This is a genomic window from Collinsella sp. Sow4_E3 (assembly GCF_052116285.1).
Classification (GTDB): domain Bacteria; phylum Actinomycetota; class Coriobacteriia; order Coriobacteriales; family Coriobacteriaceae; genus Collinsella.
In genome coordinates this window covers 11,952-36,664 of record NZ_JBQKLJ010000008.1, presented here as the reverse complement: position 1 = coordinate 36,664, position 24,713 = coordinate 11,952, and the positions used below count along the sequence as shown (strand labels likewise).

General features: G+C 58.4%; 25 protein-coding genes. 4 read left to right on the top strand and 21 right to left on the bottom strand.

Annotated elements, in window-relative coordinates; translation table 11 throughout:
• Positions 1-609 precede the first annotated feature (609 nt).
• Positions 610-1,830 carry an MFS transporter gene (locus ACTQ48_RS06340; RefSeq protein WP_002584949.1) on the top strand — a complete coding sequence of 407 codons (1,221 nt, stop codon included), beginning with the start codon at positions 610-612 and terminating at the stop codon, positions 1,828-1,830.
• 80 nt (positions 1,831-1,910) lie between these two features.
• Here ACTQ48_RS06340 and ACTQ48_RS06335 read toward each other — a convergent pair whose 3' ends face one another.
• The 4 genes from ACTQ48_RS06335 to ACTQ48_RS06320 form a co-directional block, all read right to left on the bottom strand.
• Positions 1,911-2,123 carry a hypothetical protein gene (locus ACTQ48_RS06335; RefSeq protein ID WP_441540647.1) on the bottom strand — a complete coding sequence of 71 codons (213 nt, stop codon included), beginning with the start codon at positions 2,121-2,123 and terminating at the stop codon, positions 1,911-1,913.
• A 78-nt stretch (positions 2,124-2,201) separates the two neighbouring features.
• Positions 2,202-3,317 carry a TIGR02452 family protein gene (locus ACTQ48_RS06330; protein ID WP_441570396.1) on the bottom strand — a complete coding sequence of 372 codons (1,116 nt, stop codon included), beginning with the start codon at positions 3,315-3,317 and terminating at the stop codon, positions 2,202-2,204.
• Between the two features lie 136 nt (positions 3,318-3,453).
• A complete protein-coding gene (locus tag ACTQ48_RS06325) occupies positions 3,454-4,149 on the bottom strand; it encodes a Bax inhibitor-1 family protein (protein ID WP_154515280.1) in 696 nt (231 codons plus the stop codon).
• Between the two features lie 80 nt (positions 4,150-4,229).
• On the bottom strand, positions 4,230-4,568 hold the full coding sequence (locus tag ACTQ48_RS06320; RefSeq protein ID WP_154515278.1) for a hypothetical protein: 339 nt from the start codon (positions 4,566-4,568) through the stop codon (positions 4,230-4,232).
• A gap of 249 nt (positions 4,569-4,817) precedes the next feature.
• On the opposite strand from ACTQ48_RS06320, the gene ACTQ48_RS06315 reads away from it, so the two are divergent.
• The 3 genes from ACTQ48_RS06315 to ACTQ48_RS06305 all read left to right on the top strand — a co-directional run bounded on the left by ACTQ48_RS06315 (position 4,818) and on the right by ACTQ48_RS06305 (position 7,370).
• Positions 4,818-5,867 (top strand): inorganic phosphate transporter, encoded by a 1,050-nt coding sequence (locus ACTQ48_RS06315; RefSeq protein ID WP_427719222.1) that lies wholly within the window; start codon positions 4,818-4,820, stop codon positions 5,865-5,867.
• A gap of 66 nt (positions 5,868-5,933) precedes the next feature.
• Positions 5,934-6,557, top strand: a complete 624-nt coding sequence (locus tag ACTQ48_RS06310) for a DUF47 domain-containing protein (protein ID WP_427719219.1) — start codon at positions 5,934-5,936, stop codon at positions 6,555-6,557.
• 282 nt (positions 6,558-6,839) lie between these two features.
• Complete coding sequence (locus ACTQ48_RS06305; RefSeq protein WP_441570395.1) at positions 6,840-7,370, top strand: nitroreductase family protein; 531 nt, start codon at positions 6,840-6,842, stop codon at positions 7,368-7,370.
• Positions 7,371-7,535: 165 nt separating this feature from the next.
• Here the strand turns inward: ACTQ48_RS06305 and ACTQ48_RS06300 are convergent, their stop codons facing one another.
• The 17 genes from ACTQ48_RS06300 to murD all read right to left on the bottom strand — a co-directional run bounded on the left by ACTQ48_RS06300 (position 7,536) and on the right by murD (position 24,711).
• A complete protein-coding gene (locus ACTQ48_RS06300; RefSeq protein ID WP_154515270.1) occupies positions 7,536-8,204 on the bottom strand; it encodes a DivIVA domain-containing protein in 669 nt (222 codons plus the stop codon).
• 62 nt (positions 8,205-8,266) lie between these two features.
• Entirely contained in the window at positions 8,267-8,512 is a 246-nt protein-coding gene (locus ACTQ48_RS06295) for a YggT family protein (RefSeq protein WP_154515268.1), read from the bottom strand.
• A gap of 57 nt (positions 8,513-8,569) precedes the next feature.
• Entirely contained in the window at positions 8,570-9,298 is a 729-nt protein-coding gene (gene sepF, locus ACTQ48_RS06290) for a cell division protein SepF (RefSeq protein ID WP_154515266.1), read from the bottom strand.
• Positions 9,299-9,358: 60 nt separating this feature from the next.
• Entirely contained in the window at positions 9,359-10,096 is a 738-nt protein-coding gene (locus tag ACTQ48_RS06285) for a YggS family pyridoxal phosphate-dependent enzyme (RefSeq protein ID WP_441554565.1), read from the bottom strand.
• A gap of 120 nt (positions 10,097-10,216) precedes the next feature.
• Positions 10,217-11,074 carry a phosphate signaling complex PhoU family protein gene (locus ACTQ48_RS06280; RefSeq protein ID WP_427719211.1) on the bottom strand — a complete coding sequence of 286 codons (858 nt, stop codon included), beginning with the start codon at positions 11,072-11,074 and terminating at the stop codon, positions 10,217-10,219.
• A gap of 92 nt (positions 11,075-11,166) precedes the next feature.
• Complete coding sequence (pstB, locus tag ACTQ48_RS06275; RefSeq protein WP_089571588.1) at positions 11,167-11,970, bottom strand: phosphate ABC transporter ATP-binding protein PstB; 804 nt, start codon at positions 11,968-11,970, stop codon at positions 11,167-11,169.
• Between the two features lie 12 nt (positions 11,971-11,982).
• Positions 11,983-12,888: a phosphate ABC transporter permease PstA gene (gene pstA, locus ACTQ48_RS06270; protein WP_427727613.1), complete on the bottom strand. Its 906-nt coding sequence runs from the start codon at positions 12,886-12,888 to the stop codon at positions 11,983-11,985.
• Between the two features lie 3 nt (positions 12,889-12,891).
• Positions 12,892-13,818 (bottom strand): phosphate ABC transporter permease subunit PstC, encoded by a 927-nt coding sequence (gene pstC / locus ACTQ48_RS06265; protein ID WP_427719203.1) that lies wholly within the window; start codon positions 13,816-13,818, stop codon positions 12,892-12,894.
• Position 13,819: 1 nt separating this feature from the next.
• Positions 13,820-14,656 carry a phosphate ABC transporter substrate-binding protein gene (locus tag ACTQ48_RS06260; protein WP_154515256.1) on the bottom strand — a complete coding sequence of 279 codons (837 nt, stop codon included), beginning with the start codon at positions 14,654-14,656 and terminating at the stop codon, positions 13,820-13,822.
• A complete protein-coding gene (locus ACTQ48_RS06255; protein ID WP_441570394.1) occupies positions 14,653-15,453 on the bottom strand; it encodes a polyphenol oxidase family protein in 801 nt (266 codons plus the stop codon). The genes ACTQ48_RS06260 and ACTQ48_RS06255 overlap by 4 nt, the downstream gene beginning before the upstream one ends.
• A gap of 210 nt (positions 15,454-15,663) precedes the next feature.
• The gene (gene ftsZ, locus ACTQ48_RS06250) at positions 15,664-16,815 is read right to left on the bottom strand and encodes a cell division protein FtsZ (protein WP_441016690.1); all 1,152 of its coding nucleotides are present in this window, start codon (positions 16,813-16,815) and stop codon (positions 15,664-15,666) included.
• A 200-nt stretch (positions 16,816-17,015) separates the two neighbouring features.
• A complete protein-coding gene (locus tag ACTQ48_RS06245) occupies positions 17,016-18,032 on the bottom strand; it encodes a cell division protein FtsQ/DivIB (RefSeq protein WP_427719196.1) in 1,017 nt (338 codons plus the stop codon).
• Positions 18,033-18,237: 205 nt separating this feature from the next.
• Entirely contained in the window at positions 18,238-19,149 is a 912-nt protein-coding gene (gene murB / locus ACTQ48_RS06240; RefSeq protein ID WP_154515248.1) for a UDP-N-acetylmuramate dehydrogenase, read from the bottom strand.
• A gap of 5 nt (positions 19,150-19,154) precedes the next feature.
• Entirely contained in the window at positions 19,155-20,573 is a 1,419-nt protein-coding gene (gene murC, locus ACTQ48_RS06235; RefSeq protein WP_154515246.1) for a UDP-N-acetylmuramate--L-alanine ligase, read from the bottom strand.
• A gap of 96 nt (positions 20,574-20,669) precedes the next feature.
• Entirely contained in the window at positions 20,670-21,785 is a 1,116-nt protein-coding gene (gene murG, locus ACTQ48_RS06230; protein WP_441570393.1) for an undecaprenyldiphospho-muramoylpentapeptide beta-N-acetylglucosaminyltransferase, read from the bottom strand.
• Positions 21,775-23,295, bottom strand: coding sequence for a putative lipid II flippase FtsW (ftsW, locus tag ACTQ48_RS06225; protein ID WP_441570392.1), 1,521 nt, complete (start codon positions 23,293-23,295; stop codon positions 21,775-21,777). The genes murG and ftsW overlap by 11 nt, the downstream gene beginning before the upstream one ends.
• Before the next feature lie 9 nt (positions 23,296-23,304).
• A complete protein-coding gene (gene murD / locus ACTQ48_RS06220) occupies positions 23,305-24,711 on the bottom strand; it encodes a UDP-N-acetylmuramoyl-L-alanine--D-glutamate ligase (RefSeq protein WP_441536845.1) in 1,407 nt (468 codons plus the stop codon).
• Positions 24,712-24,713: the final 2 nt, after the last annotated feature.

Here is a 24,713-nt window from a genome sequence, read left to right as displayed (position 1 = left end):
AATGGGCTGACGCCCGGCCTTGACCGTTCCCCGCCGCCCCGCTGGATGGGTGGACAAGGTGGCCAATCCCTAAAAGTGTTTGGCCGCACTCGTTCATTTTGGGGCCTTTCTTCTCCCAAAATTGAAATGGGCGGGAAAGCCCTAAAATGGCTTTCCCGCCTTGATTACCCATTAGCAAAGACGGGCGAGACTGTCAACGGCGGCGCTGAAAGCGCCGTTCATCTTGACCGTTGACTGGCTCGCCTGGCTTTGCTACTGCCCGTAAGAGATGGAAAAACAAGATGGAAAACAAGGTTAAAAATGGTTGACAAGTCTATCGGATGTGTGTTGTACTGTGCGACAGTTTGAGATTGGAAGGAGGCTTACGTGTGTTAATTTGTGTACGCTAATAAGCAATAAAAAGTAGAAGTACCTTTCCACATGATGGTGGGCTTTTTTTGCGTGCGTATGCAAAGGAACACGTAGGTTTGACACGAGCAGTCTTTGAACTGTATCGTGGTGTTTTTTCGTGCTTTGTTGTTATGCAGGCGTCTGCCCTCTCTGTGGGACAACGCCTGCTTTTTATTGCAGAAACAAAGGAACAATGCAATAAAAAAGGAGGTTCGCATTATGACCCAAAACAACAATTCATGGAGAAAAACTTATTTTACACTTCTTGCCGGACAAGCAATATCCTTTATTAGCAGCGGTATTTTGCAAATGGCCATTATCTTTTATTTGGTTGCGAAAACTAATTCTGCAATCATATTGACGGCGGCAACACTGATTGGATTTTTGCCGCAAGCCTGTTTAGGCCCGTTTGCAGGTGCTTTTGTTGACCGGCACAGCCGTAAAAGCGTAATGATTGGTGCGGATTTGATAATTGCCGCCGCTGGCGGTATTCTGGCGCTGGTGGCGTTTTACATGGAATTGCCCGTATGGTCTATTATGGTTGTCCTGTTAATCCGAAGTGCGGGAACTGCTTTTCATTCTCCAGCATTCAGCGCAGCAACACCTATGATTGTGCCAAAAGAGGAACTTACAAAATGCGCTGGTTACACGCAGACCATGCAAGCAGTAAGTGCGATTATCAGTCCAGCTGCCGCAGCGTTTTTATATGCTGTTTGGCCTCTTAATGCAATTATATTGTTAGATATTGTGGGTGCAATCCTTGCCTGTGTGACTGTTGCGATTTCGTCCATACCAACGCCTGAACTATGTCCAGAAACGAAAAGACAACAGTTTTTACAGGATATGAAAGAGGGGTATGTGGTATTAAAGCAAAACAGGGGCCTCTTTGCTCTGCTCTGGATTGGTGTAATTTATATGTTCTTTTATATGCCAATCAGTACGCTTTTTCCTCTCATCTGTATGTCATACTTCAAAGGAACACCGGCCCATGCCTCTGCCGCTGAAATTGCTTTTGCGGTTGGTATGCTGCTTGGCGGAGTCATTCTGAGCATTTGGGGCGGTTTTAAGAAACGGCGGTACACCATCGGTCTTTCCGTTCTCCTGATGGGCGTTAGCAATATGCTCTCCGGGCTTTTGCCGCCAGACGCATTTCTTGTCTTTGTTGTGTGCTGTACTGTTATGGGAATTTCCGCTCCATTTTACGGTGTGCAAAATGCGATTTTTCAAGAAACGGTCAAACCAGAATATCTGGGGAGAGTTTTTTCTCTACTGACAAGCGCCGCTTCCCTCGCCATGCCGTTTGGCCTTGTCATTTCCGGGCCTCTGGCGGAGCGGCTGGGAGTTGAGAAATGGTTTGTCATTTGCGGAATTGGCATTATCATCGTTGCGCTTGCCGTATTTTTACTACCCGGTTTGAGAGAGATTGACAATACGCAATAATCAACTGCACCTTTTTCTATTACTAAACAAAATGCCTGGATGGCGGTTCTGAAAAACCAGAACCGCCGTTCAGGCATTTTTTATCTTCGTCCTCTCTGCGGTTTTGGATTCTTCAGCAAGTCGGATTTTTCCGCAATCTTTTTCAGCCACTTCCGTTCTTCTACTGACAGCTTCCTAAAATTCAGCTTGAGCCGTTTGCAGATAAACGCCAAGTACGCTTGTTCCGTGTCGCTGTCCTGGCTGACGATTTCACCAGCAGTTTTGCTGTCACCAAAGCACAGGACGTTTTTCATCGCAAACCCCTCCTTCAGCAAAAAGCCGACGGGAGCAGCCCCTCCCGCCGGCTCGACCTATCTGTCAGCGCGCACCGATTACAGATACTTGCGCCAGTCGTCATCATCCTCGTCGTCCTCGGCAGCGGCATGAGCCTGCTCGGCGGCACGGGCGGCCGCGGCACGGGCGGCAACCTGGGCATAGGACTCCTCGTTGCGCTCGGGGAAGCTTGCCAGCACGTGCTCGAACTTGGCAAAATCCTCGTCCCAGCGCGTAGAGGGCACGGCAAAGAAGACCTGCTTGACCTTAAAGTCGCCCGATGAGAGCTCCTTGCGGAAGAGCTCGGCCACGGCCTCGGCGTCAAAGCCGTTGTTGTCACAGCCCCAGGCGCCCAGCACGAGCTTCTCGCGACCAAGCTCGTCGCAGATGGCCAGCACAAAGCGGATACGATCGCGCAGGGCGTCCAGCAGGGCATCGTCACCCACGCGATACTCCTGGCGAGCGCGCTTGGCGTTGGGCGCAGCGGCAACGATCACGTCGGCATACGCATGCACGTGGTTGCGGTCGAAGCGCACCGCAGGCACCACCAGCGCACGGTTGCGGTACAGCTCACAGTTGATGTTGCGGCGACGGTTCTCGCCGTACCATTTGCGCTGTTTATCGAGCACATTGTACAGATACGAATCGGCACAGAGCGTGGCCTCCTGACCCAGATAGCCCTGGATGTAGCCACCGCCCGGGTTGGTGAACGAGGCAAAGGCGAGCACGGCCATGTCGCAGAACTGCGCGTAGCCTCGGCCGTTATCCAGAATGGCCTGCGTGGCAGAGGCGTCGAGCACGGTGACCTCGGGCAGGACCGGAGCGGGCTCCTCGGCAGCAGGCGCGGGCTCGGTCTCCGTGGCTTCCTCTGCGGGCACAGGCTCGGCCACGACCTCGGTCTCGGCAGGCGCAACCTCGGCGGCCTCAGACTCATCGGCAACCTGCTCTTCGGCAGCAGCCACCTGGGCCTTAGCCTTCATCGCCGCGACAAATCCGGCAGGCATGCCCTCGAACTCGCGCACGCCGGCAAGCGAGCGCTCGATATCCTTTGCGCACGCTTCGGACACAGTCGCCACGTGACGCTCGGCGGCCTTGGCACGGGCCTCGCGCTTGGGATTGGGCTGTCCCGTGCGGTTGGGCCTACGGTTACGGTTCCTGTTGTCGACGTCTGCCATAAGTGGTCACCTTTCTCGGTCGCTGCCGCTATCGGCTTTTCCCATCCATGATACCCCGCCGCGTACAAAAAAGGCGGCCCCGAAGGACCGCCTTTCGCATCGATTTGCGCGCGGCAAGCACCGCTGCAATCTGGCACTAGTCGCGACGACCAAGGATGTTCAGGATGCGCAGGAACACGTTGATAATGTCCACGAACAGGTTGGACGCCATGAGCACGGCGTTGGGCAGCGTGGGCGGCACCGTCGTGGCCACATAGGTGTCGTAGCCAATAAAGCCGGCGAACACCACAATCACGATCAGGTCGGTGATGGTCTGCGAGACGCCCATGAACATCAGCACGATCTCGACCAGAATCGTGGCAAGCAGAATGCCAAAACCAATGCCATACACACGCTGGAAGAATTTGGGGAAGGTCACGCCCAGTGCGCCAAAGACAAAGGTGATGGCGGCAGTGGCGATAAAGGCGGTGTTGATGGTGGGCAGGTCGTAGTTGGCAAGGCCAAACGACGCGGTCAGACCAAAGGTGCTCGCAAAGATCGCGTAACCCGCGAGCGACAGGCCCACGGACTGCTTGCTGGCGGCGGCCGACATCATGACGATGCCGACAATGGTCAGGATAAACGAGCCAAAGACCAGCGGCAGGGCGGCGCCACTCATCATCATGCGCGCAAACGACATGGTGCCCGTAAAGTAGGCGCCAGCGCCCATAGCGCAAAAACCCAAAAAGATCAGGGCAGACATGGCAAGGTTGTACGCGCGCGGCGACATCTCCTTGGCACGGCTTGCTCCGGTCTCGATGGGGCCGTTCTGATAGCCCTGGATATCGTTCATAATTTCGTCCTTTCAAAAAGCGCCGCGACAGCGCCGTAGGTGACAAGATTCCTGCCATTGTACCCGAATGGCGCGCGCTCTTACCCGCGGCGCTCACTCTCGAGTGTGCGGTCGAACGCCCACACCCACCACCGCATCAGATGAGCCTGCGAGCCATCCGGTCGCTCACGCGCCTGGTCTTCCAGATACAGCTCGGTCGTATGTCCGCCAAAACGAACCTTATAGGTTGCCGTACGAATGCCGTGAACCGTCAGGCCAAAACCGGTAGACGAGACAATCTCGTCAATCGTAAAGCAGCGACCGTCGACCCAGCAGACGGTAACCGGCACAACTTGTCCGCCCGCGAGGATGCGGGCCACGACGTCCACATACTGCTTGTGCACGCGCCGAGTTTTGCCATCTGTCTGTCGATATTCCATGCCCCTATTATCGAACGCATGTTTGCATATTGTAAAGCGAACAGACTGTGGTTTTGGGGTGTCGAAGCGAGCACACGTGTCCTCACGGCGTGTTAGCAAAAAGAACACCCGCGGTCAACAGGGCTAATATTCAATTTTAGTGCCAAAAAATTCACTTCTCCCGTCAGAACTCGGTAAAGAAACCCGCAGGAGGTGATACGATTTATCATGTTTTTGTAACGTTTCTGCAAACTTCGAGAAAGCCCATATATGGACGTAACGTTCTCAGCCTTCCTCGGCCAACTTGTTTCGAACCCAGTCCTTGCCGTCACCGTGTTCCTCGCGCTCGGCGCCATCTTCGTCAACGGATGGACCGACGCGCCCAACGCCATCGCGACCTGTGTCACCACGCGTTGCATGCCCGCCCGCGCCGCCATTCTCATGAGTGCCGCGTTCAACTTTTTGGGCGTGCTCATCATGACGCACTTTAATGCCAGCGTTGCCAACACCATCTCCCATATCGTCGACTTTGGCGGAAACAGCACCATGGCGCTCGCGTGCCTCTGCGCGGCCCTGTTCTCCATCGTCGTCTACGGCGCCACGGCATCGCGTTTTGGCATCCCCACCTCGCAGAGCCACAGCCTCATCGCCGGTCTGACCGGCGCTGCCATCGCCCTCGGCGGCGCCAGCAGCGTCAATGTCCACGAGTGGATGAAGGTCATCTACGGCCTGGCGCTCTCCATCGGTCTGGGCTTTGTCATGGGCTGGGTCCTGTGCAAGCTCGTCTCGATTCTTTTCGCTGCCGCCAACAGGCGACGTGCCAACGTCTTCTTTAAATATGCTCAGATCGCGAGCGCCGCGGCCATGAGCTTTATGCACGGTGCGCAGGATGGACAAAAGTTCATCGGCGTGCTCTTTTTAGGTGTCGCCTTTGCCAACGGACAGACCGGCGTCGGCGACGCCGGCATCCCCATCTGGATCATGCTGCTGTGCTCGGCCACCATGGGCATCGGCACCAGCGTGGGCGGTGAGCGTATCATCAAGTCCGTCGGCCAGAGCATGGTTAAGCTCGAAAAGTATCAGGGCTTCTCTGCCGACCTGGCAGGAGCCGCAAACCTGCTGCTTGCCACGCTCACCGGTATCCCCGTGTCCTCCACGCACATCAAGACCTGCGCCATCATGGGCGTCGGCGCCGTCAAGCGCCTCTCGGCCATCAACTTCGGCGTGGTCAAGGACATGATGTTCACGTGGTTCTTCACCTTCCCCGCCTGTGGACTCATCAGCTTTGTCATGGCCAGGCTGTTCATGATGTTCCTCTAGTCAAACCGAACGTCCATCCGGACCGCATTACCTCGCCCACCCGTCTTCGCCCCGAAAGGATCACTCATGGCAAAGAAACCCGATTCGTTCTACTTTGACAACTACGTCGCCTGCGCCGACTTCGCCGTTCAGGCAGCCGAGCTGCTCACCAAGATTTTTGAGAACTTTGACCCCGCGCAGATCCACGACATGCTCGAGAAGATGCATGCGATTGAGCATGCAGCAGACAAGAAGCACCATGAGCTCGAAGACGCCCTGCTCACGGCCTTTATTACCCCGCTTGAGCGCGAGGACCTTAACCTAATGAGCTGCTCGCTCGATACCGTGCTCGACCGTATTGAGGGCGTCGTGCAGCGCCTCTACTTCACCAACATCCAGAGCATCCACCCCGATGCCATCGTGATCGCCCACAAGGTGACCGACGCCTGCCGCGCCATGAAGGACCTGATGGTCGAGTTGCCCAACTACCGCAAGTCCAAAACGCTGCGCGAGCTCGTCATCCAGATCAACACCATCGAGTCTGAGGCCGACGAACTCTACATCAACGCCATGCGTAACCTGCACGTCAACGGCAAGGACCCGCTCGAGGTCATCGCCTGGCGTGACGTGTACGCCTTCTTGGAGTACTGCGCCGACTGCTGCGAGAATGTGGCCGATGTCGTGGATTCGATTGTCATGAAGAACAGTTAATTGGGGGTACGCGTCCCGGCGGCGAAGGGCCGGCACCTGTTTGCTTTCTCACTCCGGCTGCGTAGCAGAGTCGTTCGAAAGTAAACAGGTGCCGGCCCTTCGCCTTACGTATCACCATTGGAACTTTGGCTGATAGTTTTAGCGCAATGGGGGTTTGGCTGAAGGGACCTTTGGTACCCGCTCGGACACTTTGGCCCTTGGTGAGCGTTTGACTGATTGCTGCTTTGGGTACTCTTTGGGTTACTTTGGGTTTGTTTGATTTTTAATTGTTGGAGGGCTTGTATGTCGTATATGGATCTGGCTCGGTCTCGGTATTCTTGTCGTTTGTTTGAGAATCGTTCTGTTGAGCAGGCTGTGGTGGATACCATTGTTGAGGCTGGGCGCATTGCTCCTTCTGCTTGCAATAATCATCCGACCCGTGTGATGGTGTTGGATACGCCTGAGCTTCTGGAAAAGGCAGCTGCTTGTCAGCCTCGGTTTGCTCGCGATGGGTCCATCTTTGGCGCTCCGCTCATCTTCCTCGTTTGCAGCGTTACCAACAATGCTTGGGTGCGTCCCTATGACCAGATGAACTCCAGCGCTATCGACACCTCGATTGTTTGCGATCAGATGATGATGGAGGCCGAGGAACAGGGCCTGGGAACGTGCTGGGTATGCCATTTTAAGCCCGAGCTAGCCCACGAGCAGTTCAACCTGCCCGAGGGCGTTTATCCCTACCACATGCTCGTCTGCGGCTATCCCGCCGACCATATCGCCGACCCCGAGCATCGCGAGGCCCGCACCATTCCCCTATCCAATTTCCTCCTCAAGTAGTTTTTTGGCCCATGCCCTAAAATCTACCTTTTACCGCTCAAACGTTCGCCGAGTTCTGCCCTATCGCACGCAGAGCTCGGCGTTATGTTTCCCAACCCGTATACAGCTAAAAAAAGGAGCTCGCAAGCGCGAGCTCCTTTTAAGAGCTAGATTGTAGTTTTGGCGCTAGTCCAGGTCGTCCGCGGCAAAGTTGTCAATCGGGGCGAAGGGGTCGGCCACGGGGACAACCGGATCAGCGACAGGCAGCGGCTCGGCGGCAGGCATGGTCACGGCAGGAGAAGCCGCGGAACCGACCGGCGTAGAAGCCAGCAGATCGGCCGGGAAGGAATTCTGAGCATCGTCCATAAAGTGCTGAATGAGCTTGAGATACTCGGCCTTGAACTCCTCGCGGGAAGCCTTCAGACGGTCAATCTCCTCGAGCTCGGCCTGCTTCTCGGTCAGGGCCTGACGGATGACCTCGCGGGCCTTGGCGTCGGCCTCGTTGCGGATGCGGTCAGCATTCTCGTTAGCGTCGTTGACAATCGCCTCGGCGGTCTGCTGAGCCGCAATGAGAGCGGCGGAAATCTGACGCTCCTGAGCGGAGAAATCGGGAGCGGGAGTGGCGACAGGGGCAGCCTGAGCGGCAGAATCCTGGGCCTGCGCAAGCTGAGCCTGCGTATCGGCAAGCTGCTGCTCGGTGGCGGTCAGGCGACCCTTAAGATCAACGATCTTGGCAAGCATAGCGTCGACCTCGGAGGACAGGGTCTCCAGGAAGACGTCGACCTCGGCGGGATCGTAGCCGCGCTTGGCCTCAGAGAAGGTCTGAGCCTGGATGTCAGCAGGGGTAATAGCCATAACAAGTTCTCCTTTATCATCGCCTTGGCGCTAAGCGCCCGACATAGGTTACTGAGCCAGTCCTATACGAGTATACCTATAAGTAGCTGCAGAATGAGCTTCTGCACCAACTGCAACGCAATAATCGCAACGACCGGTGAAAAATCGATACCGCCCATCGGCGGCATAAACCGGCGAAACAGGTTGAGCCAAGGGCCGCAAACGCTGTCGAGCACCGCCGCGATATCCTGTAGCAAACCACCCTGCTTCATGGGAATCCACGTCATAAAGCAGTAGACCACAATCAACGTGGAATAAAAATTAAACAGCGTGTTGACAAGCTGAACGATGGTGTAGATGTTGATGGGAATCTCCTCGTCTTGTCTTTACTTAAGGTAGCCGTCGGCACGGAGCTTCTTGAGGTCGGAATCCTTGACCTCGCAGCCGGCGGGCAGCACCATAAACACGCGGTCGCCCACTTCTTTGACCGAAGCGCCCAGGCCGCAGGCAAAGCCATAGCTAAAGTCCAGGACGCGTTTGGCGACCTCGGTGCGAACGCCCACAAAGATCAGCGCGACAGGCTGCTTGGTACGCACGCGGCGCACGACCGTCTCCACGTCGTCATAACTCTCCGGACGAAGAACGTAGGCCGGCAACTGAGGCGTGGCGTTGATGATATTGCTCGCATAGGCAGAGGCATCGCTCGGCGTTGAAGCAGGAGCGGGCACAGCGGCAGCGCGGACCCGAGCGTTCTCGGCGTAGCTTGACGGCGTGTCATAGGCGCCGGGACGATAACCGCCCGCAGCGGCATCCTGAGAGCGCGAAGGCGGATTGTACGTCGTAGCGTGACGGGAGTCGTCACCGATCAGTTGACCGGAACGCGTGTACACAGCAACCGACTCAGCCTCTCCGCGGCGTGTCTGCCCCAGCAGTCCATTGCTCGGTTCATCTTGCGTGTAGAAGCCCTCGCCCGAAGCACCGCTGTAGCCGTTGTTCTGATAGCCGTCGTCATAGCCGTCATCGTAACCGTAGTCATCATCCTGGCCATAACCCTGGTCATAACCCTGCTGGCCGCCTAGGTGCATTTTATTTTTAATTTCGTCAAGGAAACCCATGGTTGTGTCCTCTCACGGTCTAATGCAGGCGCTCTGACAATCAGCGCGCACTTCAGGCTCTTATTTTACTTCAAACTCCGGGCTGAATACTACCCTGCCCAGGCGAACAAGCGTCGAGCCTTCCTCAAGGGCAGGCTCAAAGTCCTCGCTCATGCCGCAAGAAAGCTCAGGCAGGCACAGATCGGGGTGTGCCGTCTCCAGCTCATCCCTCAACTCACGCAGCCCGGCAAAGGTGCGGCGCGCCACATCCTTATTCCCCCGGGGCGCCATGGTCATAAGCCCCTGCACACAAATTCCCTCAAGCTCCGCAAGCTCGCCGGCGGAGACACGAACCTCATCGGGCGAAAAGCCGCCCTTGGACTCCTCGCCGCTTACATTGACCTCGATCAGCACATGCTGAGGACCGGCAAGCTCGCCCGCCTCAATCTTGCGGACGGCACGGCTCGAGATAGCCTGCGCCAAATGAAGCGACCCCACCGAATGAATCAGCTCGGCCGCACCCAGCACCGCATTGATCTTGTTGGTCTGAAGATTACCGATCATATCGAAGCGCACCTCGGGCAGCTCCGGATGCTCCGCCAGCCCCGCAAGCTTGCGAACAAGCTCCTGCGGACGGTTCTCGGCAAAATGACGATACCCTGCCTGGATGGCGGCAACGGTCTCATCGACGCCAACGGTCTTGGAGACGGCAATCAGGCGGGCGGCATCGTGAGAACGCCCCGCGCGATCGAGTGCGGCATAAAAGCGTTCGAGAATCTGCTCGCGGCGAGCGCGCATCAAGTCCAAATAATTATCCATTGCCAATCGCCTCCGCTAACAGCCATACAAGTAGTCCCATGCTAACGCAAGAGCGCGGCCCTGCATGTGCAAGGCCGCGCTCACTTAGGTATTTACAATCTTTCGACGAACGGAGCTACCCTACTCCTCGTCATCCTCGGTATCGTCCTCGTCCTCGAGGTGCTCGAGCAGGTAGCGAAGACCCTCGCTCACCTCGTTAGCGGGCACCTTGGCAACAAAGCGCGCATCGACAGCTGGCCTCATGATGACGCCCTCGCCCGAAGGCACGCGCATGCTCTCGAGCTCATCCTCGTCCGTACGGGCGATATCGCCGGCGTTCATGCGCTGGCCGGTCAAAAGGAAGGTCAGACGGCAGGCGGCATCGATGGAAATCGAGGCGATGCGATCGAGGTAGCGCGAAACCATGATGGCGCGGCGCAGATCGTCATAGTTGCTGTCGTCGTCCATAAACTCTCCCGCGTCCATGCGGTTGAAGGTACGGAAGAACTTCTCATAGGCCGCATGCACCGGCTCGTCCTCGACGGCCAGGTTGCAGATGATGGACATGTCGTTGGTGACGAGCGCGGAAAGCGACGAGCCCAGCACCTGGTATACGGCTTCGGCCTCGGCCTCAACCGTACCGACGAGCTCCTGGGGCAGCGAGATATCGGCCTTGACCATATGACGCGTGGCGCGGCAGATCTGGCGAACCTTATCGGTCATGCGCTGCAGGTTAAAGTCGACGTAGATGATTGTCTGCAGCAAGCGGAAGTCGGAGGCGACCGGCGACTGCGTAGCGATCAGGTTGTAGCACACGGCCTCCAGGTTGGCGCAGCGCGCGTCAATCGAAAGCGTGCGCTTCTTGGTCTTGGTGGCGAGCTTGCGGTCGTCGGTCACATAGGCCTTCACGGCGTCGTGAAGAGCCAGGTCTACAGCCTCGTAGATGCTCAACATCTCGTGACGAGCCTCGACGAGCTGACGGGAAAACAGTTTGCGCATGGTTCACTCCAATCAGTTGGGTGCGGTCATGCCGCCCGCACAGTGAATACGCACCGGACCAGGTCCGATCGGCTTGGGACTAGTCGCACCGATCAGCCAAAGCGGCCGGTGATATAGTCTTCCGTCCGCGAATCCACCGGGCTGGTGAAGATCGCGTCGGTTTGACCATACTCGATGAGCGTGGCGGGCTCGCCGGCAACCTCCTGCAAGAAGAAGGCGGTGTAGTCGCTAATGCGAGCTGCCTGCTGCATTGAATGTGTGACGATGATGATCGTCATCTCGGGCGCCAGCTCGGCCATCAGATCCTCGACCTTGGAGACGGACGTGGGGTCGATGGCGGAGCAGGGCTCGTCCATCAGAAGGACATCGGGCTGCACCGCGAGCACACGCGCGATGCACAGACGCTGCTGCTGACCGCCCGAAAGCGCCAAACCATCCTTGTTGAGCTGATTGGATACCTCTTTCCAGAGGTTGGCGCGCTTGAGCGATTCTTCCACGATGTCATCGAGGTCGCTTTTGCTAGTCACGCCCTGCAGACGAGGGCCAAAAGCAACATTCTCGTAGATGGATTTAGGGAACGGGTTGGGCTGCTGAAAAATCATGCCCACGCGGCGGCGAAGGTCGACCGGGTCGACGCCCTCGGCATAGATATCGTTGCCGTCGAGCGTCATGGTGCCCTCGACGCGCGTGCCCTCGATAAGGTCGTTCATACGGTTGATACAGCGCAAAAACGTCGATTTGCCGCAGCCCGAAGGGCCGATAAACGAGGTAATGGCGTTTTTGGCGATGTTGAGGTCGAGCCCCGTCAGCGCATGAAAGTCACCGTACCAAAAGTTGAAATCCTTGGCCGTGATGGCCGCTTGCTCCAGCGTGGGAGCGGACTGATAGACGGACATGGGACTCCTTAACTAGCGGCGTTTGCGCGACAGATAACGCGCAAACAGGTTGAAGGCCAGAATAATCGCCATCAGCAAAAGCGCGGTGCCGTAGGCTGCGTTCATGTTGATGCCGTCATTGGCAAGCAGATAAAGGTGAACGGTCATGGGGCGACCGGAATCGAGCGGCGAAATAGGCAGGTTGATGGCCTGGCCCATGGTGTAGAGCACCACGGCGGTCTCGCCGATGGCGCGGCCGATGGCAAGTACGATGCCGGTGGCGATGCGGCCAAAAGCCGAAGGAAGCACGATCTTGGAGACGACCTGCCACTTGGTGGCACCCAGGCCATATGCGCCCCAACGGATATAGCGCGGAACGGCGCGGATTGCCTCCTCGGTGGTACGCATGACAATGGGCAGCATCAGAAGTGCGAGCGCCAGGGCGGCCGAAACCATCGAAAGACCCAGGCCCATGGCCTCGACAAACAAGGCGTAGCCAAAAAGGCCCATAACAATGGAGGGCACCGAGGCCAGGGCATCGGCAGCATAGCGAATGATGTCGACAACCTTGCCCTGCTTGGCATATTCAGCCAGATAGACAGCAGCCAAGACGGCAACCGGCGTGCAGATGAGCATGGCGAGCGCCGTCACGTAGACGGTCGAGACGATAGTGGGCCAAATGCCGCCCTCGGCGTTTACTCCCTGCGGCCAGCCAAAGATAAAGTCGAGCGAGATGTGCGGCAGACCGTTGATAACTACATAGGCGATGATGGCGACCAGCACCAGCGTGGTGATATAGGCCGCGGCACGAAACACGCCGAGCATAATCTTGTTGGACAGATCCTTGTTGATGCGGCCCTTCTTACCATGGGAAAGGGCACGCTTGATGCGTTCGCGCGACGAGGTCGTATCGACCGTCGTGTCAACGGAATCGGACATAGCCTACCCCCTCTTCTTCTTGGAAATCAGACGGACGATGCCCACCAATGCGGCGGAAATGATAAACAGGACCACGCCCATGCCAAACAGAGCCGAGCGGTGCAGGCCCGAGGAATAGCTCATGTCGAGCGCGATCTGGCTCGTGAGCGTCGAGATGGGGCTCGAGATGCTGTCCGGGATGACCGGAGCGTTGCCAACGACCATGAGCACGGCCATGGTCTCACCGATGGCACGACCCATGCCCAAGACAATCGCATCGACGATGCCCAACTTGGCTGCAGGCAGCACGACCTTGTAGATGGTCTGCCACTTGGTGGCACCCATGGCATAGGATGCCTCGCGAATGCCCATGGGAATGGAATTGAGGGCATCGATGGTGAGCGTGGTGATGGTGGGAACGATCATGATGGCGAGCACGAACCACGCCGTCAGCGCACCAAAGCCAAGACCGCCGGTCAGCTGCGCGATAAACGGACGGATGATGACCATGCCAAAGAAACCGTAGATGATGGAGGGGATACCCGCCAGCAGGTCGACGGCGGGGCTGATGAGACTGCGCACGCGCTTGCCGGCGATCTCGACCAGATACACGGCCGTGCCCACACCCAGGGGCACACCCATGGCGAGCGCACCGACCGTCACCAGACCAGAGCCCGCCAGCAGCGACATGATGCCGTAGTGGCCCTCGGAGGGCGCCCACGTAAAGCTAAAGAAGTCCGCCAGACCGATGTCGGTAAAGACGGGCAACGCCGAGTACGTGGTAAAGACAAAAATCAGGATGACGGTAACGACCGCCAAGAACGCGCAAGCAAAGAAGATCCACTGCAGCGCCTTCTCTTTGAGATAGGTGCTGCGCGACACCAACGCCAACTCACGCTTTTTTGGCGCCTGAGCCTCTCGCTCAATCTGGGGGGTTTCCTGTGCTTCCATGCTACTCACTCCCCTTTCCGTCGTTGGTGACGGGAATAAAGCCCGCCTCGCGAATCTGCTTGTCCATCTTCTCCGACGTCACATAGTCAATGTAGTCCTGTGCACGCTGCGAAGGCGTACCCTTCACAAAGAAGTAAAGGTCGCGCGAGATGGGGTAGCCGCCACTTGCGACCGTCTTCTCGGATGCCTCGACATGGTTGACCGAAACAGCCTTAACCGAAGTCTTAGCGTTGAGGCTCTCGACAAAACCCAGCGAGATGTAGCCAATGGCACCACGCGAACGGGACACGACATCGCGCACCTGGCCCGTGCCCGAAAGAACGGCAGAGCGACGATCGAACGGCGTGCCGTCCATCACGATGGTACGGAAGGCCTCGCGCGTACCGGACGCCTCATCGCGGTTAATAACCTGAATCTTCAGGTCCTCTCCGCCGACTTCCTTCCAGTTGGTAATCTTACCGGCGTATATGTCGCGAAGCTGCTCGGTCGAGAGGTTGTCGACCGGATTATCGTCGTTCACGATGACTGCGATGCCGTCGTGCGCGATTACAATCGGGGTCAGGCCCAGGTTCTGCTCGTCGGCATTGAGGCCACGAGACGAGCTGGCGATGTCAGCCGTGCCGTTGCTGACGGCCTCGATACCGGCAGAAGAGCCAAGGCCAGAGACGAGCACGTCGGTGCCGGTCTCCTCCTTAAAGCCCTCGGCCGCAATCTCGGCAATGGGAAGGCAGGTGGTCGAGCCGGCCACGGTGATAGAAGACGTGGAAGATCCCGAGGAGCAGGCACACAGCGTAAGCGTGAGCACTGCCGCGCTTAGGACCGATGCGATCTTTCTCATAGCATCACGCCGATCGCAGCATGGCGCCCACAGGTGCCGCCCTCGTTGCGGTAGGAATAAAAGCGGTCGTTATGACGAACGGTGGAGAGCTTGGCGTCCACAATGCCGTTCGCTTCGACGCCGGCGTCCATCAGCGCCTCGCGAATGGCGGCGGAAAGATCGAGCATACGAGAAGCGGCAGCATCGATGCACGCGAACTCGGAGGCAAAGCGGTCCATAAGTTCTTGGGACACCTCGTACTCGTCACCCAGGATATGAGGCCCAATATAGGCAGAGATGTCGTCTGGCTTGCAGCCAGCCGCCTCGCAGAGCGCTTGGCACGCCTTGGCGGAAATGCGCGCAATCGTGCCCTTCCAGCCAGAATGCACCACGGCAAAGCCGCCGGGAGCCACCAGCACAACGGGAACACAATCGGCAAAGCAAAGCATCACGGGCACCTCATGCGCCGTGCAGACGAGGGCATCGCAGCCCTCGGCAATCTGCTCGCGAATGTTCTCGAGATCATCGGCGCCGTTCGAGGTCACCGTCACGACATTGTCACCGTGTACCTGATTGGGGACAAGCAGGTTGTGCTCGCACTCGGCGGCACCCATGGCCTCGAGTACGCGGCGACGATTTTCTTGAACGGCAAAGGGGCCATCGCCAACATGCGAGCCCAGATTGAGTGAGGAGTACGCATCTTCGGAAACACCGCCAGTGCGTTCGGTGAAGGCAAAGCGGACATCGTGCGTCGCGCCCTCTACCAACGTAACTCCATCATGGTCGACACGCGAAACGTTGTCCGCACGTGCTGCCATACTAAAGCCTCCTAATAACACAAGTATCGCGGCCAAGCCGCAGCAGTCCGTGCCATACGGCTGCCATACTTCTACAAAAGGATACCCGCAGCGGTAGGGACCAAACGTAAGGGGAACGTAAAGAGATTGGAGGCTTTCGTTTACAAACGAGAAACAAAACGGGGTGCATCCAAATGGATACACCCCGTGCAGGTCGTTGAGAAAAACGAACTAGAAGCTACCACGCTTAAGGAAGTCGGGAAGCTCGAACTGGTCGTTACCAAAATTGGGAAGTTCCGTACCGCCGACGTTGCGGGTCGGGGCAGACTGAGCCGAGTTTGCAGCGGGAGCGGTACGCTGAGGCTCGGCAACGGAAGCCTTGCTCTGGGACTGCTGGGCAGCGAAGAGCTCGTCCTGACGGTTGACATTAGAGTCGGAGAAGCCCGTAGCGATAACGGTGATGCGCACCTGATCGCCCAGGGACTCGTCAACAACGGTACCAAAGATGATGTTGGCCTCGGGATCGACGGCGTTGGCGACAACGTCGGCAGCGTCGCTGATCTCTTGGATGCCCAGATCCTTGGAGCCGGCGATGGAGAGCAGGACGCGCGTAGCACCATCGATAGAGCTCTCGAGCAGCGGGCTGGAAATAGCCTGCTGGGCGGCGTCGACGGCACGGGTGTCCCCAGAAGAAGTACCGATACCCATCATGGCGGTGCCGGCCTGCTTCATGATGGTCTTAACATCAGCGAAGTCCAGGTTGATGATGCCCGGGACGGTGATGAGGTCGGTAATGCCCTGGGTGCCCTGGGAAAGGACGCCATCGGCAATCGCGAAGGCCTCGAGCATGGTGGTCTTCTTCTCGGCGATGTCGAGCAGCTTGTCGTTAGGGATAACGATCATGGTGTCGACGCAATCGGAAAGGGTCTTAATGCCCTCTTCGGCGCTCTTCTTACGCTTGCGGCCCTCGAAGGTGAAGGGCTTGGTCACGACGGCGACGGTCAGCGCACCGACCTCGTTCATCGCGATATCGGCAACGATGGGAGCGGCGCCGGTGCCGGTGCCACCGCCCTCACCGCAGGTGATGAACACCATGTCGGCGCCAGCGAGTGCCTCGGCAATGTCATCGCGGGACTCATCGGCAGCCTTGCGACCAACCTCGGGGTTGGCGCCAGCGCCCAGGCCGCGGGTAAGGTCGGTGCCGATGTGGACCTTGATATCGGCATCAGAGATCGCGAGCGCCTGAGCATCGGTGTTGATGGCAACAAACTCGACGCCACGAATGCCCTCTTCGATCATTCGATTGACCGCGTTGGTACCGCCGCCGCCGACGCCGACCACCTTAATGACGGCAAGGTAGTTGTTGATCTCTGTCTCGTGCATGTCGGTCCTCCGAACAAAGGTTATAGCCATAGCATGGGTTGACCCCTGCGCACATTAACCTTCAGGTTGAAAGTAAATGCAAAGGTAAACCGTATTATGTTTGCACATTATGAACGTATCAGTCAAATAATTGACCGTGAAAACCAAACAAACCAGATAAACGGCGTGGTATGGCCCCTCAACAAAGCCACGCACCGACGCTAAGCGGTCGGTGCGTTTCTAAACGTATAGTTGCCGGGAGACCGAACGTTAATGTAGGTTACGCCCTCTACCTGCGACAGAAGCTTGGTCACGACGCGTTCCTTCTTGGCGATATCATCAGAATCGCCCAGCGAGACCTCAACGCCATTATCAAGATTCGCCGAGATGGCCTCGACCGAAGGTATAGAAATATCCTTGATCTGCGCCAAGAATTCGCCGGAAAAACCACGCACGTAATCCAGGCCCGCTTTAACGGCCTTGGAAGAAACAGCCCGCCCCGAGACCGGCTCGACATCAGCCGAGACATCGGTAAGCAGCACGGCCCCGTAGTGCTTGGCCAGCGCCAACGCAGCATCGATACCGCTCAACGTGTTGGCGCCCTCACCCGAAGTGACGACATTTCCCTGGTCGTCCACCTCCACAGAGGTCGAAAGCGGTGCGATCCAGGTGTCATCGTCTCCGATGGCCCAGGCAAGATCGTCGGAACTTATATAAGCGATCGCGGTGACCTTGCGCTCCGTCGGCGTAATGACGAGCGTGTGGGGAAACTGCCGTTGAACGTCCACGCCCGAAACCCACGGGTTCTGCTTGAGATCTTCGGTAATCTGGTCGGGATTTACGTTGAAGAGCGATGTGTTCTCGGGCAGACTGATCAGCTGCATGGCATCGTGCTTGGTCACATGCTCGCTGCCCTCGATCTGAATATCGGTAGCGGCAAACAGGCCGGAATTGATAACGACGATGGCAACGACGGCAAGCACGGCCACAGCCGCCAAGATACCGCCCACGATTTTGCCCTTGCCCTTAACGGCAGAGGCGGCCTCGGACGTCTTACTCGCCATGGCGCCAAGCGACGACAGCGGATTGATACCCTTATTGGTCGCAGGTGCCTTAGTGGCGGGCACCGACGTCAACGAGCGCGGCTTGGCAGCGCCCAACGTACGACCGGGATGCGTCGCTTTAGCCCCCAGCGAGGGCTTGGGCGTCACTATGGGGCGAGAGGGCTTGGCACCCATCGCCGACTTAGACGTCACCGAGGGGCGCGGAGCCGGGTGAACCGTCTTTTTTGCGGCAGGGCGTCCACCAAGTTGCGAGCCGACGACCGGACGTTTGGCGGACCGTACGGATCCAGCGGGCTTGGGGGACACAGGGGGCTTGCGTTGAGGCTGGACGGGTGCGCCGGAACGCCCTCCGGCGCGGCGGAAGGTAGGTTTCGATGCTCTAGAAGCCGAGGAATTTGACTTCCGGTCTGAGCTCGATGCCATACGCCTCCCTTACCTTTCCGTGCACATGCCTGATAACCGCGGCCACGTCATCGGCCGAGGCGGTACCGTTATTAACGATAAAATTAGCGTGTACGGGCGAAACTTCCGCACCGCCAACCGAAAAACCCTTTAATCCACAATCCTCAATCAGCTTGCCAACGCTCGCGTCGGGTGGATTGCGAAAGACCGACCCGCAAGAAGCGCGACCCATGGGCTGCGTGCGTTTGCGCCTCGTCAGGTACCGCTCCATACGCTCGCGAATGTCGGCCTTAGGCGCAGGCTTGAGCTTAAGCACGCACTCGAGAATAATCTCGTTGCGCGGCAGGCTGCACTCACGGTAGCCCCAGGCAATCTCGGACCCCGCATAATGCTTAATGCCGGATGCCGGGTCAAACGTGACCACATCCTCGACAAGCGAACCTATCCACTCGGTACGCGTACCGGCGTTCATAGATACGGCGCCGCCGACCGAGCCGGGGATGCCAACCGCAAACTCAAGGCCCGAAAGCCCGCGCGACAGGGCATCGTTGACCAAACGTGCGAACATAACGCCCGCGCCAACGGTCAGCGTGCAACCGTCCTCGGCAACAACGGTGCGCTGAAACTCACGCCCCAGCGAAATGACGGCGCCGCGATAGCCCGCATCGGCAACGAGCAGATTAGATCCCTTGCCGATAATGACCCACGGCACCTGCTCACGGTCGAGTACTGCCACGGCACGACGAAGGGCATGATAGCTATGGCACGTCACGAAGAGGTCGGCCTTGCCGCCGATACGATAACTCGTATGACGCGCAAGGCGTTCATCCTCGACTACATCCGTGTCAATCATGCCCGAAAGCGCCATGACGGCGTTAAACAGACCCATAGGGGCTAAGCGTCTTTCTTGGCAGTCAGATACTCGATGAACTCAGGGCCAACGGTCGTAACGTCGCCGGCGCCCATAGTAAGCAGCAGATCGCCCTCACCTACCATCTTCTCGAGCTCACGATTGAGCTCGAGACGGCTGGAGCAGTACACGACCTCCTTGCCAGGGTGCTTGGCGCGCACAGTATCAGCGAGCATCTTGGAGGTAACGCCCGGAATCGGCATCTCGCCGGCAGAGAACACATCGATGAGCAGCAGCTTATCGGCATTGGCGAAGGCATCGGCAAAATCATCGCACAGCGCCTGCAAACGCGAATAGCGGTGCGGCTGGAACACGACGTCAACATGCTTATAGCCCAGCGACGAGGCGGCGGCAAGCGTCGCCTTGATCTCGGTGGGATGATGGCCGTAGTCATCGACCACGGTGATGCCGTCAATATCGCCCACATGGGTAAAGCGGCGGCGGACGCCCTCAAAGCTCGAAAGCGCCTCGGCTGCGGCGTCGACGTCGAGACCCAGGACATGGGCAACGGTTAGCACTGCCGTTGCGTTGAGCATGTTGTGGCGACCGGGGTTGCTCTTGATCTCGACAGCATGCTCGGTCCCATCCTCAAAGCGAACGATAAAGTCGCTCTGAATGCCCTTGACATCCGGATGCACGCAGACGACGTCGTTGGTTTCGGCAAAGCCATAGGAAAGCACGTGGCGGCCCGTCGACTTGGCGAGTTCGACCAGATGCGGGTCCTCACCGCAAACGATGACGGTACCGCTCTCTCCAACCAGGCCCATAAACTTGGCAAAGGTGGCCTCGATCTCCTCGATGCCCGAGTAGTGGTCGAGATGGTCGGCCTCGACGTTGGTCACGATGACCACGTTGGGGTTCAGGAACAGGAACGAGCTGTCGGACTCATCGGCCTCGGCGACAAAGTAGTCACCCGAGCCGTTCTTTCCGTTGGTATCGTAACCCTCGACGATACCGCCGATCAAAAAGCTGGGATCCAGACCCATGCGGTCGAGCATGGTGGCACACATCGAGGACGTCGTGGTCTTGCCGTGCGTACCGGCAACAGCGATGGTGGTGTAGCCGTGGCCCAGAGCCGAGAGCATCTTGGCACGGGGCCACACAGGAATACCGAGCTCGCGAGCACGCACAAGCTCGGGGTTGGACTCGGGAATAGCGGTAGAGACCACGACCACGTCAGGCTTGACCTCATCGATCGTGGCGGCCTCGTGGCCCACATGAACCTTCACGCCAGCACGGGTAAGCTGACGAATGTAGCGCGAGGTCTTAAGGTCGGAACCGGTAACGGCATAGCCGCGCTCGTGCAAAACGAGAGCAATGCCGCTCATGCCGGCGCCACCGATACCGATAAAGTGGGCGCTCTTGAACTCGGGCGCGGAGGTTGCAGTCTGGGAATCAGCCATGTGCTCGTGTACTCCTTGCGTAAACACTGCCTGTAACCCGTTAACTGTACCGCACCTACCTCATCCGCGCGAGCGCAAGCTCGATATCCCGTCCAACTAACGCAAACCCTCTACCGCATCGGCCAAAAGTGCGGCGGCGCGGTCCTGAGCCAACCCGCGCGCCGCCTGACGCATGGCATCGCGCGCTGCGGCGTCATCGACCAGATGCAGCAGCTCCTCGGCAAACGCCGGAGCATCGATATCGGCATCGGCACAAAGCACGCCGGCACCGGCATCGACCAGATAACGCGCATTGGTCGTCTGGTGGTCGGCCGTGGCATGCGGATACGGCACGAGTACCGAAGGCACGGCGAGGGCGGCAATCTCGGCCACGCTCGAGGCGCCGGAGCGCGAGAGCACCAGGTCAGCTGCAGCTAGCATGTCGCCCATGTTGTCAATGTAGGGCTGGACGCGATAGCGCTTCATCTCATCGGACGTCAGCGCCAAAGCACGCTCGGTGTCCTCAAAGCCGTCGGCTCCCGTCGAATGCAAAATGTAGAGATTCTCGCGGGTCAGCAGCTCACTCTTGAGCGAGGCTACGCGCTCGTTGAGATGCTGGGCACCGAGCGAACCGCCAAAGACGAGCAGCAGCACAGCGTCCTCGGGCACGCCAAGTGCCTCGCGGCCGCGGGCGCGATCGCCCTCAATGACCGAGCGGCGCACCGGATTACCGGTCATGAGCACATGCTCGGGGTCGCCCCCGCGCTCAAAGACAGAGCGCGCAGCCGGCACCGAGATACACACGCGGGCAGCATGGGAGCTCATCATCTTATTGGCCAGGCCCGGAACAGAGTTCTGCTCGTGCAGCAGATACGGAACGCCCGCATCCTTGCACCAGCCCAGCAGCGGGACCTCGACGTAGGCACCAAAACCGATAGCAGCATCGGGCTTGCCAACCTTTGAGAAATGGCTGGCGAGCGAGCGCTTGGCCTTATTGACGCGCCACAGCGAGCTCAGCGCGGTCCAAGGACGGGAGCGGTCGAAGCCCGTGACCGTGATAGGTACAAAATCGAACCCGGCCTCGGGAACCAAACGGCCCTCGAGCTTGTGCGACTGGCCCACGAACACAACATGATGTCCGCGGTCGCGCAACTCCTCAGCCAAGGCAAGCGCAGGGTTGATATGTCCCGCCGTGCCGCCGGCTGCGATAGCAACGGTCATCCTATCGGTCATGATAATCCCTTCGTACGCGCGGTCCCTGATCGTCGGTGCGCAGACGCGCCGACGGGTCCGAATTCAAATTGATTCGATTATATCCGCCGCCCGAGCTTCGGGGGTTCGGGCGTTGGGGACGCCCCTGCGGAGCCGTTCGCGGGCGCGGACGAGCCGCCGGCTCGGACGCAGAGCCATCCAAGACGGTAAAACCGTTGCGCGAAGGGCGATCGCCGCGCACATGGGGCACGCCGGCGGTGCTCTCGTCCATAACGGCAAAGCTCTCGCGGCGACGGTCGTACTCATCACGACGGGCGCTCTCGTGCGAGACGCGCAAGATCAGCCCCGCAAGCATAAGCGATACGATAATCGACGAACCGCCGTAGCTGATAAACGGCAGCGGTTTGCCCGTCATGGGAAACACGTTGAGGATGCCCAGCGCATTGATCAAAAACTGTACCGCGAGAATGACTGCGGAACCCGATGCCATGAGCGCTCCGCGACGGTCCGCAGCCTGCTCGGCAATGCGAAACGCTGAGTAAATCAGCATCGCAAAGACCAGGAAGAGCAGCGCGGTCCCGACAAAACCGACCTCCTCGCCGATAATGGCCAGAATATAGTCGTTGTGTGCCTCGGGCAGATACGAATACTTCATGGTGGAGTTACCGATGCCGCGGCCGAACAAGCCGCCCGAAGCAAACGCCATGATGGCAAGCGTTGCCTGATAGCCATCGCCATACTCGTCGGCCCAAGGGTTCAGGGCAACCTGAACACGCACCATGCGGTACGGCTCTGCAACAAGCGCAAACACACTCACGACAATGACGAGAATGATCACGCCGATGATAAACTTGGGGTCTAGGCCCGCAAATAACGCCATACACATGAGGGTCAGCGAGATGATCAAGACGGTGCCATAATCGGGCTGGATAAAGATCAAAAAGAGCGAAATGCCCAAGTAGACGACCATCTTACGAAGGAACTCGTTGATGTTGCCACCGGGCGAAAAGAAACGGTCGAGTATGATGGCCGAATACGCGATGGCAAACGGCTTTAAAAACTCAGACGGCTGGAACTGAATACCGGCGATGTTGAGCCAGCGCGTGGCGCCACGGCTGCCACTGCCGACAAGAAATACCGCAAACAGCAAGAGAATCATGCCGATAAGGAAGATCCTAAGTACATTTTCCCCAAACCAGCTGTCCGGCAAGACGCGAACGATCGCAACCATGGCAAGCACGCCAACCCCGGCAAAGGTAGCCTGTCGAACCAGGAAATACGTCGCCGAGCCGTTCTCGTGCAATGCCTCGACCGATGACGCCGAGTACACCATCAGCAGACCAAAGCACACTAAAGTAAACAGGCACGCCATGAATATCAAACGAGGGCGCATGATGCGGGCGGGGACGCCGGCAATATAGCGTTCGCTGAGCGTCTGCCCGCCGCGACCGGAACGCGGCGTACTGCGCTGCGAGGAAGCACGGTCCGAGTCGGGCCTCCTCATATCTTGTCGGGGGCTCTCCTCTCTCACCGGCGGCCCCTATTCCATTTGCGATTTCGCTGCGGCGGCAAGCTGGGCCACGTAGTCCTTAAACACGCGGCCGCGCTCCTCGTAGCCCGAGAACTCATCGAACGAAGAACAGGCGGGAGAAAGCAGGATCACATCGCCTCGGCTCGACAGCGAACGGGCAACGTCGACGGCGTCGCGCAGGTCGTCAGCCTGAGCGATATCAACGTCACCATCGACATCGGCCTCGTCCATAGCGGCGGTAAAGCGCTCTCGCGCATCGCCAAAACAGACGACCGATCGCACGTTGTCCATGACAACGCGGGCGAAGGACTCGAGTGGCGTGCCCTTATCGTGACCACCGAGCAGCAAGATCACGTCGTCGTCGGGAAACGCCGTCAGGGCCTTTTCGACCGCATCGGTGTTCGTTGCCTTGGAATCGTTGACGTAGCGCACGCCATCGATCTCGCCACAGGGCTCAACGCGGTGCTCCAGCGGCTGGAATGAGGCCAGGCCGCGACACACACCGTCGACATCGGCACCGACGGCCAGGGCAGCCGTGGCAGCGCACAGGGCATTGATGACATTGTGATGTCCGGAGATTTTGAGCTCGGACGTGGCGATGAGCGGGGTCTCGACGCCCTTCAGGCGAATGACCATCTTGCCATCGCGCACAAATGCGGCGTCCTCGCCCGCAGGCTCGTCAAAGGCGACCTTGCAGATGCGACGACCCGGCGTGTAGACATACTCATCGAATTCATGGATACCGGCATCCTCGACGTCGATAACCACAAGGTCATCATCGACCATATTCTCGAAGAGCTTAATCTTGGCGAGCGCATAGTTCTTATGGCTCTTGTGCCAGCCCAGATGGTCGGGGGTAATGTTGAGCAGCACCGCCACACGGGGGTGAAGCTCGGTCGTCGTTGCGATCTGATAGCTCGAAAGCTCAGCTACAAACCACTCGTTATGCGCGCGGTCGTCGATTTCGTTCACCGGAGGCTCACCGATATTACCGACAGCAACGCTCGCCTCGCCCGCTGCCTTAAGCAGGTAGTCGGTCAGCGACGTGGTGGTTGTCTTGCCGTTGGTGCCCGTAATGGCGATCCAATTTTGGGGAGACAGGCGGTAGGCAAACTCGGGCTCACCCATGATCTGGACAGCGTGATCGCGGCCAGCCTTAAAGAATGACGAGAACTCCGAGATGCCCGGACACGTCACACATACATCAAACGCGCCCTCGACCTGCTCGGTTCCGTAGACAAACGATACCCCGCGCGCCTCGAGCGAGCGCGTGGCATCATTGGGCTCGGACGTGCCGCCACCGTACACGGTAACGGTACTCACGCGCTCGGGGTGCGCAAGCGCCCAGCGAGCGACATCAAGACCGGACTTACCCTGGCCCAAGACGAGCAGGCTAAAGGAATCTGCAAGAGGCATGA

Excerpts from the sequence above, each read along its gene's own strand:
- murC (WP_154515246.1), bottom strand. The coding sequence starts at position 20,573 with ATGGCTGATTCCCAGACTGCAACCTCCGCGCCCGAGTTCAAGAGCGCC.
- pstB (WP_089571588.1), bottom strand. The coding sequence starts at position 11,970 with ATGTCCGTCTATCAGTCCGCTCCCACGCTGGAGCAAGCGGCCATCACG.
- murB (WP_154515248.1), bottom strand. The coding sequence starts at position 19,149 with ATGGGTCTGTTTAACGCCGTCATGGCGCTTTCGGGCATGATTGACACG.
- ACTQ48_RS06280 (WP_427719211.1), bottom strand. The coding sequence starts at position 11,074 with ATGCGCAAACTGTTTTCCCGTCAGCTCGTCGAGGCTCGTCACGAGATG.
- ACTQ48_RS06325 (WP_154515280.1), bottom strand. The coding sequence starts at position 4,149 with ATGAACGATATCCAGGGCTATCAGAACGGCCCCATCGAGACCGGAGCA.
- ACTQ48_RS06305 (WP_441570395.1), top strand. The coding sequence starts at position 6,840 with ATGTCGTATATGGATCTGGCTCGGTCTCGGTATTCTTGTCGTTTGTTT.
- ACTQ48_RS06320 (WP_154515278.1), bottom strand. The coding sequence starts at position 4,568 with ATGGAATATCGACAGACAGATGGCAAAACTCGGCGCGTGCACAAGCAG.
- pstA (WP_427727613.1), bottom strand. The coding sequence starts at position 12,888 with ATGTCCGATTCCGTTGACACGACGGTCGATACGACCTCGTCGCGCGAA.
- ACTQ48_RS06315 (WP_427719222.1), top strand. The coding sequence starts at position 4,818 with ATGGACGTAACGTTCTCAGCCTTCCTCGGCCAACTTGTTTCGAACCCA.
- ftsZ (WP_441016690.1), bottom strand. The coding sequence starts at position 16,815 with ATGCACGAGACAGAGATCAACAACTACCTTGCCGTCATTAAGGTGGTC.
- ACTQ48_RS06335 (WP_441540647.1), bottom strand. The coding sequence starts at position 2,123 with ATGAAAAACGTCCTGTGCTTTGGTGACAGCAAAACTGCTGGTGAAATC.
- ACTQ48_RS06330 (WP_441570396.1), bottom strand. The coding sequence starts at position 3,317 with ATGGCAGACGTCGACAACAGGAACCGTAACCGTAGGCCCAACCGCACG.
- ACTQ48_RS06245 (WP_427719196.1), bottom strand. The coding sequence starts at position 18,032 with ATGGGTGCCAAGCCCTCTCGCCCCATAGTGACGCCCAAGCCCTCGCTG.
- ACTQ48_RS06310 (WP_427719219.1), top strand. The coding sequence starts at position 5,934 with ATGGCAAAGAAACCCGATTCGTTCTACTTTGACAACTACGTCGCCTGC.
- sepF (WP_154515266.1), bottom strand. The coding sequence starts at position 9,298 with ATGGGTTTCCTTGACGAAATTAAAAATAAAATGCACCTAGGCGGCCAG.
- ACTQ48_RS06340 (WP_002584949.1), top strand. The coding sequence starts at position 610 with ATGACCCAAAACAACAATTCATGGAGAAAAACTTATTTTACACTTCTT.
- ACTQ48_RS06255 (WP_441570394.1), bottom strand. The coding sequence starts at position 15,453 with ATGGCAGCACGTGCGGACAACGTTTCGCGTGTCGACCATGATGGAGTT.
- murD (WP_441536845.1), bottom strand. The coding sequence starts at position 24,711 with ATGCCTCTTGCAGATTCCTTTAGCCTGCTCGTCTTGGGCCAGGGTAAG.
- ACTQ48_RS06300 (WP_154515270.1), bottom strand. The coding sequence starts at position 8,204 with ATGGCTATTACCCCTGCTGACATCCAGGCTCAGACCTTCTCTGAGGCC.
- ACTQ48_RS06285 (WP_441554565.1), bottom strand. The coding sequence starts at position 10,096 with ATGGATAATTATTTGGACTTGATGCGCGCTCGCCGCGAGCAGATTCTC.
- murG (WP_441570393.1), bottom strand. The coding sequence starts at position 21,785 with ATGACCGATAGGATGACCGTTGCTATCGCAGCCGGCGGCACGGCGGGA.
- ACTQ48_RS06260 (WP_154515256.1), bottom strand. The coding sequence starts at position 14,656 with ATGAGAAAGATCGCATCGGTCCTAAGCGCGGCAGTGCTCACGCTTACG.
- pstC (WP_427719203.1), bottom strand. The coding sequence starts at position 13,818 with ATGGAAGCACAGGAAACCCCCCAGATTGAGCGAGAGGCTCAGGCGCCA.